Origin of the sequence: Commensalibacter sp. B14384M2 (genome assembly GCF_016101865.1) — a bacterium.
GTDB classification, from domain to species: Bacteria; Pseudomonadota; Alphaproteobacteria; order Acetobacterales; family Acetobacteraceae; genus Commensalibacter; species Commensalibacter melissae.
Genome location: NZ_JACFPS010000001.1, coordinates 531739 through 549303 on the forward strand (window position 1 = coordinate 531739; position 17565 = coordinate 549303).

Annotated in this window: 14 protein-coding genes; 8 read left to right on the forward strand and 6 right to left on the reverse strand. The window is 37.5% G+C overall.

Going from position 1 to position 17565, the window contains the following annotated elements; translation table 11 throughout:
* Entirely contained in the window at window positions 1-1068 is a 1068-nt protein-coding gene (locus H3R33_RS02510; protein ID WP_110438204.1) for a hypothetical protein, read from the reverse strand.
* 180 nt (window positions 1069-1248) lie between these two features.
* Between H3R33_RS02510 and H3R33_RS02515 the strand changes: the two genes are divergently transcribed.
* The 3 genes from H3R33_RS02515 to H3R33_RS02525 are packed head-to-tail and all read left to right on the forward strand — an operon-like array spanning window position 1249 to window position 4184.
* Window positions 1249-2490 (forward strand): cytochrome b N-terminal domain-containing protein, encoded by a 1242-nt coding sequence (locus H3R33_RS02515; RefSeq protein ID WP_198185205.1) that lies wholly within the window; start codon window positions 1249-1251, stop codon window positions 2488-2490.
* Window positions 2491-2500: 10 nt separating this feature from the next.
* The gene (locus H3R33_RS02520) at window positions 2501-3304 is read left to right on the forward strand and encodes a cytochrome c1 (protein ID WP_198185206.1); all 804 of its coding nucleotides are present in this window, start codon (window positions 2501-2503) and stop codon (window positions 3302-3304) included.
* The gene (locus tag H3R33_RS02525) at window positions 3291-4184 is read left to right on the forward strand and encodes an S-methyl-5'-thioadenosine phosphorylase (RefSeq protein WP_198185207.1); all 894 of its coding nucleotides are present in this window, start codon (window positions 3291-3293) and stop codon (window positions 4182-4184) included. The genes H3R33_RS02520 and H3R33_RS02525 overlap by 14 nt, the downstream gene beginning before the upstream one ends.
* A 54-nt stretch (window positions 4185-4238) precedes the next feature.
* Here H3R33_RS02525 and H3R33_RS02530 read toward each other — a convergent pair whose 3' ends face one another.
* From H3R33_RS02530 to H3R33_RS02540, 3 genes are all read right to left on the reverse strand, one after another.
* Window positions 4239-5330: an alkene reductase gene (locus H3R33_RS02530; RefSeq protein WP_198185208.1), complete on the reverse strand. Its 1092-nt coding sequence runs from the start codon at window positions 5328-5330 to the stop codon at window positions 4239-4241.
* Between the two features lie 111 nt (window positions 5331-5441).
* Window positions 5442-6527, reverse strand: coding sequence for an alkene reductase (locus H3R33_RS02535; protein ID WP_198185209.1), 1086 nt, complete (start codon window positions 6525-6527; stop codon window positions 5442-5444).
* Between the two features lie 70 nt (window positions 6528-6597).
* Window positions 6598-7185, reverse strand: coding sequence for a TetR/AcrR family transcriptional regulator (locus H3R33_RS02540; protein WP_122123737.1), 588 nt, complete (start codon window positions 7183-7185; stop codon window positions 6598-6600).
* Between the two features lie 339 nt (window positions 7186-7524).
* Here H3R33_RS02540 and groES point away from each other — a divergent pair, with 339 nt between their 5' ends.
* The 3 genes from groES to H3R33_RS02555 all read left to right on the forward strand — a co-directional run bounded on the left by groES (window position 7525) and on the right by H3R33_RS02555 (window position 10194).
* Window positions 7525-7815 carry a co-chaperone GroES gene (groES, locus tag H3R33_RS02545; RefSeq protein WP_110438197.1) on the forward strand — a complete coding sequence of 97 codons (291 nt, stop codon included), beginning with the start codon at window positions 7525-7527 and terminating at the stop codon, window positions 7813-7815.
* A gap of 66 nt (window positions 7816-7881) precedes the next feature.
* Window positions 7882-9528 carry a chaperonin GroEL gene (groL, locus tag H3R33_RS02550; RefSeq protein WP_110438196.1) on the forward strand — a complete coding sequence of 549 codons (1647 nt, stop codon included), beginning with the start codon at window positions 7882-7884 and terminating at the stop codon, window positions 9526-9528.
* A gap of 462 nt (window positions 9529-9990) precedes the next feature.
* A complete protein-coding gene (locus H3R33_RS02555; protein ID WP_110438195.1) occupies window positions 9991-10194 on the forward strand; it encodes a cold-shock protein in 204 nt (67 codons plus the stop codon).
* 95 nt (window positions 10195-10289) lie between these two features.
* On the opposite strand, the gene H3R33_RS02560 is transcribed toward H3R33_RS02555, so the two are convergent.
* A complete protein-coding gene (locus tag H3R33_RS02560) occupies window positions 10290-13112 on the reverse strand; it encodes an ATP-dependent DNA helicase (RefSeq protein WP_198185210.1) in 2823 nt (940 codons plus the stop codon).
* 126 nt (window positions 13113-13238) lie between these two features.
* On the opposite strand from H3R33_RS02560, the gene H3R33_RS02565 reads away from it, so the two are divergent.
* Together H3R33_RS02565 and H3R33_RS02570 are read left to right on the forward strand one after the other, a co-directional pair.
* Entirely contained in the window at window positions 13239-14852 is a 1614-nt protein-coding gene (locus tag H3R33_RS02565) for a lysine--tRNA ligase (protein ID WP_198185211.1), read from the forward strand.
* 51 nt (window positions 14853-14903) lie between these two features.
* A complete protein-coding gene (locus H3R33_RS02570; RefSeq protein ID WP_198185212.1) occupies window positions 14904-16970 on the forward strand; it encodes a lysylphosphatidylglycerol synthase domain-containing protein in 2067 nt (688 codons plus the stop codon).
* Here the strand turns inward: H3R33_RS02570 and thpR are convergent.
* Window positions 16967-17512 (reverse strand): RNA 2',3'-cyclic phosphodiesterase, encoded by a 546-nt coding sequence (thpR, locus tag H3R33_RS02575; protein WP_198185213.1) that lies wholly within the window; start codon window positions 17510-17512, stop codon window positions 16967-16969. The two genes, H3R33_RS02570 and thpR, sit on opposite strands and share 4 nt — an antisense overlap.
* Between the last annotated feature and the right edge of the window lie 53 nt (window positions 17513-17565).

Genomic DNA, 17565 nt, shown 5'->3' on the forward strand with positions numbered 1-17565 from the left:
TCAATTTTCCCATTGGGAAATTTTCAATGACAACCAGCGTCTCAATGCCAAAGTTGCTGTAGCAGAAGGAATCAATTTTGAAAAATTATCAATTGTTTTCAAACTATTTTGAGTGACAATATTGTTGGCATGTACAATTGATTGAAAATAAGGATTATCAGTGATTTTTTCGAAATTCAAACGCCATTTTGTAACAAGCGCTGAAGGGGTCAGCATGGGCAAGAAAACGGCAAAATTAATTCTGGCTGCAAGGGCAAGGGTTTGCCATATTTCAAATAATGTGTTGCCTGTGCGATAATGGGGCAATTTCGTGTAGAGACTGGAAAAAGAAGGGCTATACGAGGATTCCTGATCAAATGAAAAAAAGATATGAAATCCCTCGGCCAACAATTTTGGCAGTTCTGCAAACCCCTCAGGGGAATCTATCTGTAATATATCTATTGTTCGGTTACGTAACGCTTCAATTCCAGTTGATAACGTTGTAATTCCGATTACGGGTTTAGTACTGATTTGTAAAAGTTCAATTCCCAATAATGTTGGAAGTTCTTTTCCAATAAGGGTGGAGACTCCAACTTTCATTGTTCTATTTTTTAAAAGATCAGGAATAGAGTTGTGAAAAGGTTGCCTCGATATGACAATAATTGGAGTGATGGTTGAAAATACAGGTATCCAATGTTGATAATCAAAATGAACACGCGGATCAGCGGCCAAGGCTGCGATAATGGCAGATCCAGAAGTTATCAATGCGATCGAGCCGTCTTGGGTTAATCTTGTATCGAATAAATTTGATGCTGTTACACTATCATAACCAGTTGTGAATTGCAGAGATAACAAAGGGTTACTCTCGATATTCTGTTTAAATAAATCTGCTAGTGTGCTGGAAAATTGACCTATTCGACTTTCTTTTGTACCACCCACGATAAGTGAATAGTCATCTTTACCATCTTTAGTAGGGTCAACCGTTGATAAAACTTCATTAGCCTTAATAGGTAATGAGGGTAGAGCTGTTGTCATACCTGTCAGAGATAAAAATTTAAGTAGATGTCGTCTGGATATCGATAAAGACATGAAGGATTGCTTTATAGAAAATTATTTTTTTAAGAGGAAAAAACAAGTAAATCATTAATAAAAAACATGACTGGTTTTATTTTACATGGAATTGTAGCAATATAAAGGCGAAATTGTTATTTATTATACTATTTATAATTTTTTAGAATTTGTATGCTTTTTATTGAGTAAGTTAATGGCATGGGTGATCTGAATTTATCCCAGAATGGGCAAAGAAAAAAAACTGTTAGGAACAAACAGTCTTTTAAATTATGGCTGGACAAACGTTTTCCCTTTTTTTCGGTAATTCAGAAAGAATACATTCAGTTTCCAATGCCTAAGAATTTGAATATTTGGTGGACATTTGGTGCTGCCTTAACTGTTATTTTATTCTTGATGTTACTGACGGGGATTTTTTTAACTTTATATTATACGGCTTTGCCTTATCATGCTTTTCTATCAATAGAGATGATTGAAAGAAGGGTGCCAAGCGGCTGGTTAATTAGATCCATTCATATGGCAGGATCAAATTTGTTTCTGGCTTTTCTATATTTGCATTTGTTTAGGGGATTATATTACGGTTCTTATAAATCACCAAGAGAGCTGGTCTGGTGTTCGGGGATGATTTTGACAGTTTCTGTAATGATAACGGCTTTTGCTGGATATATATTGCCATGGGGGCAAATGTCTTACTGGGCTGCTAATGTAGTTATTCAAGCGATTTCATCCATTCCAATCATAGGACAAAATTTGTCCAGTTGGTTGATGGGTGGGGAAATACCAAACGCACTGACATTACATCGTTACTATACAATTCATTTTGTTTTGGCGTTTGTAATCTGTTTTATCGTTTTTCTTCATGTCATTTGCATGCATCATGTAAAATCCAATAATCCTGAAGGAATCGATATTACATCAAAAAAGAATGTTCTTCCTTTCTTTCCTTATTTTGTGGCAAAAGATGGGCTAGTTCTAGGCGTTTCCGGATTAATAATGGTTATTTTGATTTTTTTTGAACCAGGGTTGTTGACAAATAGTGAAAATTATATTCCAGCCAATCCACTGGAAACCCCAGCGTCCATTGCTCCAGAATGGTATTTCTTACCTTTTTACGGAATTTTACAAATAATACCATATAAATTTGGGGGAATGGTTTTATCAGCAGGAACGATTTTTCTTTTATTCTTGGTTCCGTGGCTGGACTCATCACCTGTTAAATCGGCACGATACAGACCTATTTACCGTATATCATTGATTATTTTGGTTATTGCTTTCGTAATGTTGGGTATTGTAGGAAAATTTCATACATTTAACTCACTTATATGGTTGGGACGCCTTTCATTATTGTATTATTATTGCCATTTTTTAGTGATTTTACCCTTATCGGCCCGTTTTGAAATTGGATGTAAATTACATGATTCTTCATTATGTGATAATAAATAGGACGCGATTTATGGGTATGGTTAAGAGGATTGTTCTAGGTTTTTTCTTAAATATCCTGATTTTTATAACGGCAATAATGACAATCTGGGCAGCGGATAAAAATCAATTAATTAAAAATCATGAAATTACTTTACCGCATTATGAGTGGAGCTTTAAAGGTTCATTAGGATATTTTGACAATGCGAGTGTGCAAAGGGGGTATCAGGTTTATAGACAAAAATGTGCCTCATGTCACTCCATCAATGTGATGCGTTATGCTGATTTGCAGCAAATGGGATTGACTCTTGAGCATATTGATAAAATTGCCCATAGGGAGCAGGTCATGGATGGCAAGGATAATCAAGGGCAGGATTATTACCGTCCAGCCAATGTAACTGATTATTTAAAAAAACCGTACTTTAATGATAATATTGCGAAAACAGCCAATAACGGTAAAATACCGCCGGATTTTTCACGTTACATGATGATTAGAAAAAACGGGGCCGATTATGTGATGGCTCTATTATTGGGTTATGAAACTGCACCATCAGGTTTTCATTTTGACAATAAAGCCTCATATTATAATCTTTATGCACCGCATCACCAGATAGGGATGAAACCTCCTTTGACTGATGGAGGTATTCATTATGAAGATGGCACGCCAGCAACTGTTGAACAACAAGCAAAAGATGTTGTCATTTTTCTGAATTGGGCTGCACATCCCCATTTGACAGAACGTCATCGTATGGGAATAATGTTTTTCCTTTATATGATTTTTATCGTTATTCTGGTATTTCTTATTAATCGTAAAGTGTGGTCAAATGTCAATAAATAGTCATACTCATGATAAACCTGTTATTGGGGTTATCGGTGGTTCGGGATTATATAATATTTCAGGTTTGAGTGATCAACAGTGGGTGGAAGTTGATACGCCCTGGGGCAAGCCATCCGATCAGTTATTAAAAGGCACACTTGATGGTGTTTCCTGTGTATTCTTACCGAGACATGGTCGGGGCCATGTATATTCCCCAACAGATGTGAATTATCGGGCGAATATTGCAGCGATGAAAAAACTAGGTGTTACGGATCTTGTTTCTGTTTCTGCTGTCGGTTCCCTGAAAGAGGAATTGTCCCCAGGTACATTTGTTGTTGTGGATCAATTAATTGACCGTTCACGTTTACGAACCAAAAGTTTTTTTGAAAAGGGATTGGTTGCCCATGTATCTCTGGCTGATCCATTTTGTCCTAAATTGTGTCAGATGCTGTATGAACAGGCAAAACAATTAGAAATCAAAGTTGTCAAGGGGGGAACCTATCTTGTTATGGAAGGCCCCCAGTTTTCAACACGGGCGGAAAGTCAGCTTTATCGTTCATGGGGTGCATCGGTTATTGGTATGACCAATATGCCAGAGGCAGCTTTGGCGCGAGAGGCAGAAATCTGTTATGCGACAATTGCTATGGTTACCGATTATGATTGTTGGCATGAGGAGCATGATGCGGTTAGCGTTGAAGCTGTTGTCGGAATACTGAAGCAAAATGCCAGACATGCTAGCTCTTTGGTTGAGAAATTTATTCCAGCTTTAGGGAAAAGACCTCAGGGAAACAGTGAATGTCAATGTAAACATGCCCTGGATTATGCATTGATAACGGCACCGGAAAAACGTGATCCTGTTTTGGTTGAACGTTTAAAAACGATTGCTGGTCGGGTTTTATAATTTCATTTTTGAATCTACTCTGATCAATTTTTATAAACCAGAGTAGAGCTTGGATTATTTTGCAACGTGATAATCCGTATAACCTTCTTTTCCCTGACTGAACCAGGTTTTGCTATCAGATGGTTTTAGGGGGATATCATTTTTAATTTTGTGAACAAGGTCGGGATTGGAAATAAATGGTCGGCCGAATGAAACGGCATCCGCCTCATTGTTCTTGATAATTTTTTGAGCAGAGTGCCCATTATAGGAGCCATTAATGACAAAATTTCCCTTAAAATTTTTCCTCATTGCGGGAGCGATGGGAGGATAGAAATCCTGATCTGTAAGTGTTGACATGACAAAATTGTCTTCACCTGGTCGTGGTTCCCTCACTTCCAAAAAATTAATATTTTCTTTACTTAAAGCCTTTGAGGCGGCAATAAATAATGGTTCGGGATTACTGTCATGAACGCCTTGAATTTCCTCATTTGGTGAAAGTCTAACTGATGTTCTGTCTGATCCCACTGTTTTGCAGACATTATGTGTTATTTCAATTAGTAGCCTGATTCTATTTTCAATACTTCCGCCGTACTCATCCGTTCTAAAATTGCAATTGTCTCTTAAAAATTCATCAATCAAATATCCATTGGCGGCATGAATTTGTACACCGTCAAATCCCGCTTCCATGGCATGATTTGCAGCTTTTATATAATCATTGATTAATCGGGGAATTTCCTCTTTGGGTAATGCACGTGCTTTTTCATACGGCTTTTTTCCTTCATATGTATGTGCATATCTTGGAGCTGTTGTTGCTGATGCGGAAATAGGAGAAGGATAAAATGATGGATGTACGGTTCGACCCATATGCCATAACTGACAAATAATATGACCCCCCTCATCATGAACAGCCTGGGTTACAGGTTTCCATGCCTCAACTTGCTGTTTATTCCATATGCCTGGTGCATATGCCCATCCCAATCCCTCTTGTGAAATTCCTGTTCCTTCTGAAATGATCAGACCTGCAGAGGCTCTTTGGCGATAATATTCTATCATTAAAGAAGTTGGAATATGATCCTTTGTGGCCCGTCCCCGGGTTAAGGGTGCCATGATGATACGGTTAGATGCTTTTATTGCGCCCAATTGAATAGAGTCAAATAAAGTAACCATTTAATTTTTCCAATGTTATTATCTTGTTAAGTCAGTTTTATCTATTGACGTAAGCAAATGAACATAATGATATTATCATTAAAGATACGGGAAGGCTATTCATTCATTATTTTACTTGAAGTCAATATAGCCTTTTTCATCCTGAGTATACCAAATGGACGAATCATGTGGGACAAAGGGTTTGCCCGTTTTAATTTTTTCGACCAAATCCGGATTGGAAATAAAAGGACGACCAAATGAAACTGCATCGGCTTGTCCCGTTTTAACAATTTTTTGGGCCAGTTGACCGTTATACGTTCCATTAATAACGAAATTACCCTTGAAATTTTCCCGCATAGAAGGAAAAATCGGTGGATGATAGTCAGCATCTGTCAAATCTTTCTCCACATAATTATCTTTATTGCCGATTTGTGGTTCCCTGACTTCCAGGAAATTAATTTTTTCTCTACTCAACGCTTGGCTGGCAGCGATAAAAAGGCTTTTGGCATTGCTGTCAAATACACCCTGTACACGTTCATTTGGAGAAAGACGCACAGATGTTCGATCTGAACCCACCTCATGGCAAACCATTTTCGTAATCTCGATTAGTAGACGTAGGCGATTTTCAATTGAACCGCCATATTCATCTTGACGGAAATTACTGCTGTCACGTAAAAATTCATCAATCAGGTAGCCATTTGCGGCATGAATCTGGACACCATCAAAACCAGAGTCCATAGCATTTTGTGCCGCTTTGGCATAATCATTGAGTAATCTTGGAATTTCATTAACAGGTAAAGCCCTTGCCTGGACATAGGGTTTCTTCCCATCATAAGTATGTGCATGACCTGGCGCTGTGGTTGCTGATGCAGAAATGGGAGATGGATAAAATGAAGAATGTACTGTGCGTCCCATATGCCACAATTGGCAAATAATTTTACCGCCTTCATCATGAACAGCCTGGGTTATGGGTTTCCAAGCTTCAACCTGTTCCTTATTCCATATACCAGGAGCATAGGGAAATCCCATTCCCTCTTGTGAAATTCCTGTACCCTCGGAAATGATCAAACCAGCTGTTGCCCTTTGACGATAATATTCAATCATCATAGGGGTGGGAATGTGATCTTTTGTCGCTCTTGAACGTGACATAGGAGCCATGATGATACGGTTGGAAGCTTTTATTGCGCCCAACTGAATGGGATCAAATAGAATAGGCATAGTGGTAAACCTCACTAATAATTATATTTTCAAAAAATAGTAGACCGGTCGTCTATTAATCTATGAAAAATTAAATATTATTGTCAAGAAGAAAGTTTGTGAAATGGAGAGCGATAGTAAATGCTGTAGACCGTTTTTGTATTTTCACCATTAAACTTGCTCCCAACCATTGTTGATATAGTTGTTGAGCTATAAAAAAATTGTCAGCCTGATTGTGAATGGAATTATCTTTTTGGCCTATGGCAATAATTTGTGCGATAAGGGATAATATCCGGTCGGTTCCTCTACAGAATGCCTTACGCATCGGTTCGGAATAATCCGTCACCTCAGAACTTAATTTAACGATAAGACAATGTCCCTCAAAATTATTGTCGCATTGTGAAAATTGCCATTTTTCCCAATATTTAAGTAAACGATCTTTTCCTGAAAGGGAAGAAGACTTAAGTAAGGACTGTAGAGCCATTATATAATTGTCAATATAGTGATCAATGACCTGAACGCCGTAATCTTCCTTGGAATTGAAATAATAATAGAATGAGCCTTTGGGAATATTTGCTTGTTTGAGAATTTCAGCTAAACCAACATTTGTAAAACCTTGGCTTGCAAAAAATTCCTGACCAATTTTCAAAAGAAGATTTTTTTTATTTTTAGCATTCATAAGACGATATGAGGTTACGGAAAAAGAGATTTAAGTCTGAAAGCATGTTATGTTATGTGATAAAATCTTTTGTAAGCAACTTACTTAATAAGTATTATTCTTTAAAATATATTGTAATTATACACAATAAATCAATCGATAAAATTTAAGTAACTTATATCTGTGCATAGGAATTAAATTTAGTTGACATTGTACATGATTATGGTTACCTTAAAACCAAATATAAGTGGCAATAATGCCACTGTAATATTTGGAGTAACGCGGCAAAAACGCGCGTAGTTAAAACCCATAATGCTGCTTTGATTAAGGGCATTATATAGAAATTATGGAGCGATCCAAATGACGAATTTTCGTCCATTACATGACCGTGTAGTCGTACGTCGGCTAAACAGCGAAGAAAAAACTGTCGGTGGAATTATCATTCCAGATACAGCAAAAGAAAAACCTCAAGAAGGCGAAGTCATTGCCGTAGGTCCGGGAGCTCGTAATGAGCAGGGACAAATTGTTCCTCTGGATGTTAAAAAAGGTGATAAAGTTTTATTCGGTAAATGGTCTGGGACCGAAGTCAAATTAAATGGCGAAGAGCTTTTGATTATGAAAGAAAGCGATATTATGGGAATTGTAGGTTAATCCGCAATTTTTCACCAGTTTTGATTTTGACTTTTTTTAAAGAATTTCTTGTAGGAGATTAAGATTATGGCAGCCAAAGATGTAAGATTTGGTGCTGATGCACGTCAACGTATGTTACGTGGAGTTGATATTCTGGCAGATGCAGTTAAGGTAACCTTGGGTCCAAAAGGACGTAACGTTGTTCTTGATAAAAGCTTTGGTGCACCCCGTATTACCAAGGACGGTGTATCTGTTGCAAAAGAAATCGAGCTTGCTGACAAGTTTGAGAATATGGGCGCCCAGATGGTTCGCGAGGTTGCTTCAAAAACCAATGATGTTGCCGGTGACGGAACAACAACCGCCACGGTTTTAGCTCAAGCGATTGTTCGTGAGGGGTTAAAATCGGTTGCTGCAGGTATGAATCCTATGGATCTGAAACGTGGAATTGATAAGGCGGTTTCAATCGTTGTTGAAGAATTGAAGGCAAAAACAAAGAAAATTTCTACCCAATCTGAAATTGCTCAGGTTGGAACCATTTCTGCAAATGGTGAAAAAGAAATTGGTGATATGATCAGCAAAGCCATGGAAAAAGTTGGCAAAGAGGGCGTTATCACTGTTGAGGAAGCCAAAGGATTGCAAACAGAACTCGATGTTGTTGAGGGAATGCAATTTGATCGTGGTTATATTTCTCCATATTTCGTTACAAACGCAGAAAAAATGACCGCTGATCTTGATAATCCTTTAATCTTGATCCATGAAAAGAAGCTTTCATCTTTACAGCCAATGCTGCCTTTGTTGGAAAGTGTTGTTCAAAGCGGTCGTCCATTGTTGATTATTGCTGAAGATGTTGATGGTGAGGCATTGGCAACCTTGGTTGTTAACAAGTTGCGTGGTGGCTTAAAAATTGCTGCTGTGAAAGCGCCTGGTTTTGGTGATCGTCGTAAGGCAATGCTTGAAGATATTGCCATTTTAACCGGTGGTCAGGTTGTAAGTGAAGATATTGGCATTAAACTTGAAAACGTTACAATTAAAATGCTTGGTAACGCTAAAAAAGTTCATATCGATAAGGAAAATACAACAATCGTTGAAGGTACTGGTGACGTTGATCAAATCAAGGGACGTTGTAACCAAATCCGTGCTCAGATTGAAGAGACAACCTCAGATTATGATCGTGAGAAATTACAGGAACGTCTTGCTAAATTAGCAGGTGGTGTTGCTGTTATCCGCGTTGGTGGATCTACAGAGGTGGAAGTTAAGGAACGTCGTGATCGTGTGGATGATGCTCTTCATGCAACTCGTGCAGCAGTTGAGGAAGGTATTGTTCCAGGTGGTGGTACCGCATTGGCACGTGCATCTTTAAGACTTTCCAATCATACTCACGAAAATGATGATCAACGTGTTGGTGTTGATATTGTTCGCAAGGCATTGCAAACCCCATTACGCCAAATTGTTGAAAATGCTGGTGAAGACGGTGCGGTTATCGCTGGTAAAGTTCTTGAAAATGACTCATATAATTTCGGTTTTGATGCTCAGGTTGGAGAATATAAAGATCTCGTTCAGGCCGGTATCATTGATCCGACAAAGGTTGTTCGTAGCGCTTTACAAGATGCGGCTTCTGTAGCCGGTCTGTTGATTACAACTGAAGCGATGGTTGCAGAACGTCCAGAGAAAAAAGCTCCTGAAATGCCTGCAGGCATGGGTGGTATGGGTGGTATGGGTGGAATGGATTTCTAATTTCTCCCTTATTGCACAAAGGATAATAACTAAATAATTATCTTATCCTGAAAGGTTACTGTCGATAATGGCAGTAACCTTTTTATATATGTGAATATTTGATCACAATTATGAAGTAGTAATTATTAAATTAACCATATTAAATAGTCTTGAATAATATTGTAAATGAAATGTTGCGATATATTTTTTAAGTGTTTTATTCTAAATAATAAATAAATATTCTAAAATTTTAATAAATACTAAAAATTTATTTATATTTTATATTAAATTTACAATATATATGTTTTTTTTATTTAATAAATAATAATTATATTGACAGTTTATTTATTTTATGTGTCAAATAGTCTCATGAAAGTTTTCTTTCTGAATAGGTAAACGATTTATTCGTTTTGATTTTAACTCTATATCAGGTCTATGTTTCAGGGCTTGATATTCTATATATGATAAGGATGCGCGGTTATAATGTATACTGGAACCGTGAAATGGTTTAATCCTACAAAAGGATTTGGTTTTATTGTCCCTGAAGAAGGTGGCAAGGACGTTTTTGTGCATATTACAGCTGTTCAGGCTGCTGGACTTCGTGATTTGAAGGAAAATCAGCGTGTAAGCTATGATATTGTAACAGAAAGAGGTAAAGCTGCTGCAGCTAATCTCAAGCCTTTGTAAGATCGAAGCATACGATTACTGGTATTAGAGTTATCTATTTACCGTAAGCAAGCCAGCTCTTTTGATAAAGAGCTGGTTTTGTTGTTTATGATGATTTATTTTACATAAAAAAGGGTCGTCTGATTGATTACCTCTTGTAGGCTCTGTCTTCGTATCGGAACATTTTTTGGGAAAGCGGACAATACACGAGTTGGTGTACGACGGTCCAAAATAATAAAAATTCCCTTGTCTGATTGAGTACGTATCAATCTGCCAAAAGCCTGTCTTAAGCGCAAGCGAACAATTTGCTCATCATAAAGATTGGGTTTGTCTTTATAAAAATACATTCTTCTTTCTCGATAAAGAATATCAGGGCGAGGCCAGGGTATTCTTTCAAATACAACAAGGCGTAAAGAATTGCCTGGAATATTGATTCCATCCCGCATGGCATCAGTACCCAATAGACAGGAGCGCATATCATTTTTAAACAATTCAACCAGACTATTATTACTCAATGGATCGATATGTTGCGCAAAAAGAGAAATATTATCTTTTTCCAAAGATTCATTAATCTGGTGATAAATTGCACGTAACCGATGAATTGCTGTAAACAATCCCAATGCGCCACCTTTGGAGGCCTTGAATAAATGCAGGTAGGCATGGGCCACTTCATTGATGGAATGAATATTAATGTCATTAACTACAAAAACGCGGGCTTGTTTGTCATAATTGAAGGGACAACTTAATGCAGCTCTAAGAGGTTGAACGGGAAGATGTTCTGTCCCAACTCTTTGTTCGGCTGCTTGCCAGGATGCTTCTGTGTCATTGTTACTTTCATCGCGTAAGGTTGCAGAGGTGAAAAGCATACCTTGTATTGAAGGTGCCAGCATTTTCATCAATGGAATGGTTGGGTCAAGCCAATGATGAAATAAACCTACGTTTGTTATATTTTTATTCTTATGTTCAGATTTCAGAAATGAAACATGAGTTTTAGGTTGGCTATTGGAATGTTCTGGTTTATTCAGTGAAGTCAAAAGATCCAACCATAGAGTTAAGGGAGTAACCGCTTTCCGGGTTAATGTTGCGTGAGTTGTCTCAAGTCTCTCAAGGGACATTTTGTCCAGAGAGTCTTTTTCATTATTTAATTTGGTTTCTATATTGCGTGTAAATTTTAAAAGACAGTTTAGCAATTTTTGAAAGGATTGAATTAAATTTGGTACAAGTGCAACTAATTCCGGTAATAGCGGATAGAGATCGCATTCATATTGTCTTGTTTCTGCGTAGGACTGATTGATAATTTGGTTACGGGAAGAACGGGCTTGTATTTGCTGATATATGAGGTAAAAGAAACGCTCAGATAAATTGGTTAGGTTTTCATCCTTATTGTCATGAAATGATGCAAGATGACTTGACCAATTTAAGGGGGGTAAAATAAAGGCGGAATCAATAATTTCTTCCAAATCCTTTTCAAGCGCTTTATTGCCAATAATTACGTCATGAATACGCTTTTTCAATCCTTTTGAACGTGTATTGTTTCCTTCATTTCCTAATAGCCATCGTCTCAATTCGCTGGTTTCAGTAGCCGAGAAAGCGGTTGAAAAAGCTGAATCAGCTGCATCCGATATATGATGGGCCTCGTCAAAAATCAAGCGGGACGGTAGATTACTTTCCCATTCAGGAGAGGCATTATCTAAAGACCAGGCAAAGTGGTTAATGACCAGGGCGTGATTTGCAATAACAATTTCTGCATTTTGGGCTCTGCGAATGGAATGTTCAACAAAACAAGTCTGGTAATGTGGGCAACTTGCATGAATGCATTCACCCCGTCTTTCAGCAAGAATAGATAATATTCTGTTGTCAAAAAGATCATGGAACCAGTTGGGCAGGTCACCTCCAAAAAGATCACCATCATTGCTTTGTTCAGCCCAGTTGCATAATAAAATAATGGCGATATTATCACCGTTACCATCATTTTTATTGAAATGAAGCGTAATATATTCATCTAAATTTAATAAACATAAATAATTCTCTCTACCTTTTCGGACAACAATTTTTTTCTTGCGGGTGGCAGGATCTGGATAAAGATGATGGAATTCATGTTCGATTTGCCTTTGTAAATGGCGCGTGTAGGTATTTATCCAAACTGTTCCTTTATTGTGTTCAGCCCATAAACTTGCTGGAGCAATATAGGCAGAGGTCTTTCCTGTACCTGTTCCTGCCTCGGCTAATACAATATTGGGTTTTCCCTGTTCCACACAAGGTTCAAATGCATAACGGGCAACATCTGTAAAATCAATTTGTCCAGCTCGATCTTCAGCGCCAGGTCCCAGAATTTCGGCTAAACGATTAAAGGTTTCCTGGCGTTTGACAGGAAATTGGCTGGGTTGGGGACGTGGGGAAAGTTCTTGCCATTTTGGTAATCGTTGCCATATTCTGAGCGCGTCAGAAGCTTGCAGTTGTTGCGCTGGTAACGGTAGAGAAATATCAAGTGCAGATAATAATATTGGAGCCCATAACCATTGTGCATGATAGAGGGCCGCTAGCCGAGCGGCAATCAGGTCTTTGTTGCCATGATTATATTCTTCCTTGAATTTTAGGATAAGATAATCGCAGATAATTATTAAAAAATCAGCTTCAGGATTTAAAGGCATGGGGATTTTTAATGCATTGGCAAAATTTGTGACTGTATAGCCAAATGATTGAACGGGAAATACAAATGCGGCAAGTTCAAGCAAATCAAGCCACCGGTCAGTATGAATGGTTTTTGGGGATTTTAGTTTACGGTAGGTATAAGATTTGTGTATGATCAGCAATTCAGTTGTTTGTTCAAGTTCAGCAATCAATGTCTGTAACGGTAAATTAAGAATTTCTCCATCCGTATTAAATAATGAAAATTGATTATCATGAATAATTAATGCGGAATAATCTTTTAAAACCATTTATTTTCTAACAATTCATACGTATATGATAATATATTGATTTTTATCCTGTTAATCTAACAGATAATAGTTTTTTAAATCCATATTTAATCAGAGGGCAGGCATTTTTATAGTGGCTGTAAAATAATGACAATAAACGATTTTTCTTCTTTTACTTCAATACCCAAAATATGGCCTTTCGAGGAAGCCGTAAAATTGGCTGAACATGTTCGGAATAAAAAAGATAAATCGGATAAACCCGCCTTGCTTGAAACAGGATATGGCCCTTCTGGTTTACCGCATATCGGAACATTTGGCGAAGTGGCTCGCACTTCTTGGGTCAGCCAGGCATATCAGGCCCTGACAGGGAAAAAAGCTGTCATTCTTGCATTTTCAGATGATATGGATGGTTTACGTAAAATTCCAGAAAATGTACCTAATCAGGAAATGTTAAAAGAACATTTAGGAAAACCTTTGTCAAGTATACCTGATCCATTTGGAACACATGAATCTTTTGGTGCACATAATAATGCCCAACTTTGTTCCTTTCTTGATCATTTTGGATTTGAATATGAATTTGCCTCCTCAACAGAATATTATCAATCAGGAAAATTCGATTCCGCTTTGAAAAGAATATTGGAAGTTCACGACAAGATAGTTGCTGTAATTGCACCGACACTGAGAGAAGAAAGACGGGCCACCTATTCCCCTGTGTTACCTGTCCATCCTGAAACGGGAATTGTTATGCAAGTTCCTATGGAAAAAATTGATCCGGTATCTGGAACTATTCAATGGCGTGATGGGAATGGCAAGCTTTTTGAAACCCCTGTTACAGGTGGAAATGCAAAATTACAATGGAAAGCTGATTGGGCAATGCGCTGGTATGCCCTGGGGGTAGATTATGAAATGTCAGGAAAGGATCTGATTGACAGTGTTCGACTTTCAAGCAAGATTTGTAAAATTCTTGGTGGCACTCCACCAGCCAATCTAACATATGAATTATTTCTTGATGATCAGGGGCAAAAAATCTCAAAATCGAAAGGAAATGGACTGTCGATTGAAGAATGGTTGCGATATGGTCCCTCGGAAAGTCTTGCGCAATATATGTTTAATGCACCTAGACGGGCGAAAAGATTATTTTTTGATGTTATACCCAAGACTACAGATGAATATCTTAAACATGTTGAAAATTGGCAGAAATCAGAGCGGGGAGATGATAGTGTCGGACCCGCTGAAAAAGAAAAGAAATATGCTAATCCTGCCTGGTTCATACATGGAGGTGTTTTACCAAAAAAAGCGGGAAGTACGATTTCATTCGCAATGTTATTAAATCTTGCCAGTGTTGCGAACGCGGAAAGAGCCGAGATATTATGGGGATTTCTTAAACGATATGATGAATCTGTATCGCCAGATAATAACCCCATGTTGGCTCAGCTAGTAGAGAATGCCCTGGCATATTATGCTGATTTCATTCGTCCCCACAAGGTTTATCGTACACCGGATGAACGAGAGGCAAGGGCTTTGATTGAGTTATCTGTTGAATTGAAGAAATTACCAGCGGAAGAGCATAAACCAGATATTTTACAAAATTTGGTGTTTGCAATCGGTAAAAAATACGAATTTGAACCGTTAAGGGATTGGTTTGGTTGTCTTTATGAAGTGTTACTCGGACAAAAAGATGGGCCACGTTTCGGAATGTTTATCGCCGTATATGGAATAAAAGAAACAATAGAGTTGATTAACAAGGCGGTAAAAAGATAAATATAAGAAGATCGAAAGATTTTGCTTTATCAATTATAACATAGAAGATTCATGCAGCCATCGGATTTCGAAAAACTCAATAACACCCAGAATGATGGGAAACATTATAAAAACACGGGTTGGAAGATTCATTTAAAATATTGTTCTCGTATTCTTGGTGTTTTGTTATTCATGGCTGCAATTTATGTTGTGCAAAAGGAATTCAAACATCTCAGCCTGAAAGAGATTAAGCTATCTTTTGAACAAATTCCCACTTTTTCCTTGTTAATGGCTGGAGCGTGCACCTTATTGTCATTTTTTGTCCTGTCGTTTTATGATAAAATGGCTGTTAGACAAATTGGATACCGCTTGTCTTTTTTGAAAACTGCCTTTGCATCTTTTTGTTCCTATGTGCTTTCACATAATATTGGTTTATCGGCAGTTTCTGGAGCAATGGTTCGTTTCCGGTTATATGGGAGTTGGGGGCTTAAGCCTTTAGAAATCCTTCAGGTTATCGCCTTTTGTTCCATTACCTATTTTATAGGTGTTGCGGTGCTAGTAGGCGCGTTATTAATATTTAAATCGAATTCATTACCAATCATTGGGCAGGCATTGCCAGGCTGGATATTTATTTTTATCGGAATTGTCGCGTGGTTAGGGGTCTTTGGTTATATTTTTCTTTCATTCCGATGCAACACGTTAAAAGTCTGGAAATATACTTTATCGTTTCCTCGGCCATCCATGGCTATTTCACAAATTGTTGTCGCAACTGCTGAAGTTATAATAACGGCTGCAATCCCTTATTGTGTCGTGCCGTCTCATTCAATCATGATCGGTTATCCTGCACTTGATTTTATGTCTTTTATGGCGATTTATATCGCTTCTTATATTGCCGGGTTAATATCAAGTGTACCTGGAGGTGCAGGGGTGTTTGAGGGCAGCATGATATTGGCTTTAAAAAATTATATGCCAATGGCCAATATTATGTGTGTTATATTTGTTTTCCGGTTTTTGTATTATTTAATACCATTGTTTATTGCAGGCAGTATGTTTGCAGTGCATGAAATTTTAATTAGAAGCAAATCCATATTTGATAAGCCCAGAAAAAAGAATTTGTTACGATTCAATCCATCTCTATTCATTGATGAAAATCTGCGGGAGAGTGATGCGGCTTTTTCTGTAGCCATTGCAGCAGCGGCAGTTTTTATTTGCGCTTTGATTGATCTGGCTGTGCCTTTGTTTGATTCAGGATTGATTCTTCACGATGCAGGAACTTTTTCATTATTTATTGAACTTACAGGCGATTATATTTTATCATTTTTAGGTCTTATCCTATTAACTCTTACGGTGTCATTAGTCCGTAGAATTACACTCGCATGGGGATTAAGTCTTTGTATTTTAATTGCATCAGCAGTAATTACGTTGATTATGGGAACTTATCTCATTATTCCGGCCATACTGACTTTGGTTGCGTTTTTTATTGCTCCGTTTAGAAAATGTTATTATCGATCAGCCAGTTTAACGGATGCACCGTTTTCCAGCAAAATTATAGTAGAGGTTATTTTATTTTTAACCACTGTATTGATAATAAACTGGTTAATCCCGCAATCAATTGCTCAATATGGAGTTGTTCAGGTTTTTTTCTCTGGCAATATTTCAATCGCAACAAAAATAATTATTGCAGTGGTGGGAATAAGCGGAATTTTAATATTGTTTAAGCTGATGCTTCCAGCAAAAATAGTTTCATGGCCCTGGTCAGGGGAAACTAAAGAATTATATCGGGTTATGTCTGATACAGACAATAAATTACTGGATGATATTAAACCGAATGGTATCTTGATCTGCTCAAAGGAGGGAACGGCTATACCTTTTATTCGTAAGGATAATTTTTTAGTCGGAATAGGAGATCCCGTGGGTAATGAACGTGAAATTGTCAATACTATTTGGCGTCTTAGGGATTTGGCGTTACAGGAAAATCGGTCTATTGGTTTTTGGGGTGCGGGAAAAAAATACCTGACCATTTATCACGATTTTGGATTGGCGAGTTTGAAACTGGATAAAACGGATCATTTTGTTTGTTGTGAAGTCCAGTATGCTAGTTTTATGATTAATCTGATTGGTAAATTCAAAAAATCTTAAGTTTGAAAAGATAATGGATAATTTTTCTCAATTATGTAATTGGGCTGCTCCTTACCAGGATACGAGCTGAACAATGAGAAGTGGGTTATTTCAATATCGGGAATTTTTAACAGGTTATAATGATTCAACCATTGTTTGATATGTTCTTGAGGAAGGTAAGAACCTTTCCCCAGTGTAATATGGGGAACAAATTTTTGTTTTTGAGTTTTGATTTCTAATTGTCTTAAGATTTGTTCCACTTTTTTACGTAAATGAACCAGACTCTCCGAAGGCTGGATCCCCGCCCATAATATTTGGGTATTGGATGCTGTTTGAAATAGATTAACCTTATCAATTGTCAAATTGAATGAAGGGGGCGATATTTTTTCAAGTGTTAAATCAAGATCATTCAACAGATCATAGTCATTAATTTCACCTATAAAATTTAGTGTGAGGTGGTAGGTCCTAGGGTCATACCATCTTACATAAGTCAAACTACCTCTTAATTGACTTAAATGGCGAGTTACATAATCTGGGAAATCAATACCTATAAATAAGCGCATATGATCAATTCTGTTTTTATAATTCAACTCTTTGCGTATTAATTATGAATATA

Bases quoted from the DNA above. Each gene is read 5' to 3' on its own strand.
- H3R33_RS02510 (WP_110438204.1), bottom strand. From the start codon at position 1,068: ATGTCTTTATCGATATCCAGACGACATCTACTTAAATTTTTATCTCTG.
- H3R33_RS02515 (WP_198185205.1), top strand. From the start codon at position 1,249: ATGGGTGATCTGAATTTATCCCAGAATGGGCAAAGAAAAAAAACTGTT.
- H3R33_RS02520 (WP_198185206.1), top strand. From the start codon at position 2,501: ATGGGTATGGTTAAGAGGATTGTTCTAGGTTTTTTCTTAAATATCCTG.
- H3R33_RS02525 (WP_198185207.1), top strand. From the start codon at position 3,291: ATGTCAATAAATAGTCATACTCATGATAAACCTGTTATTGGGGTTATC.
- H3R33_RS02530 (WP_198185208.1), bottom strand. From the start codon at position 5,330: ATGGTTACTTTATTTGACTCTATTCAATTGGGCGCAATAAAAGCATCT.
- H3R33_RS02535 (WP_198185209.1), bottom strand. From the start codon at position 6,527: ATGCCTATTCTATTTGATCCCATTCAGTTGGGCGCAATAAAAGCTTCC.
- H3R33_RS02540 (WP_122123737.1), bottom strand. From the start codon at position 7,185: ATGAATGCTAAAAATAAAAAAAATCTTCTTTTGAAAATTGGTCAGGAA.
- groES (WP_110438197.1), top strand. From the start codon at position 7,525: ATGACGAATTTTCGTCCATTACATGACCGTGTAGTCGTACGTCGGCTA.
- groL (WP_110438196.1), top strand. From the start codon at position 7,882: ATGGCAGCCAAAGATGTAAGATTTGGTGCTGATGCACGTCAACGTATG.
- H3R33_RS02555 (WP_110438195.1), top strand. From the start codon at position 9,991: ATGTATACTGGAACCGTGAAATGGTTTAATCCTACAAAAGGATTTGGT.
- H3R33_RS02560 (WP_198185210.1), bottom strand. From the start codon at position 13,112: ATGGTTTTAAAAGATTATTCCGCATTAATTATTCATGATAATCAATTT.
- H3R33_RS02565 (WP_198185211.1), top strand. From the start codon at position 13,239: ATGACAATAAACGATTTTTCTTCTTTTACTTCAATACCCAAAATATGG.
- H3R33_RS02570 (WP_198185212.1), top strand. From the start codon at position 14,904: ATGCAGCCATCGGATTTCGAAAAACTCAATAACACCCAGAATGATGGG.
- thpR (WP_198185213.1), bottom strand. From the start codon at position 17,512: ATGCGCTTATTTATAGGTATTGATTTCCCAGATTATGTAACTCGCCAT.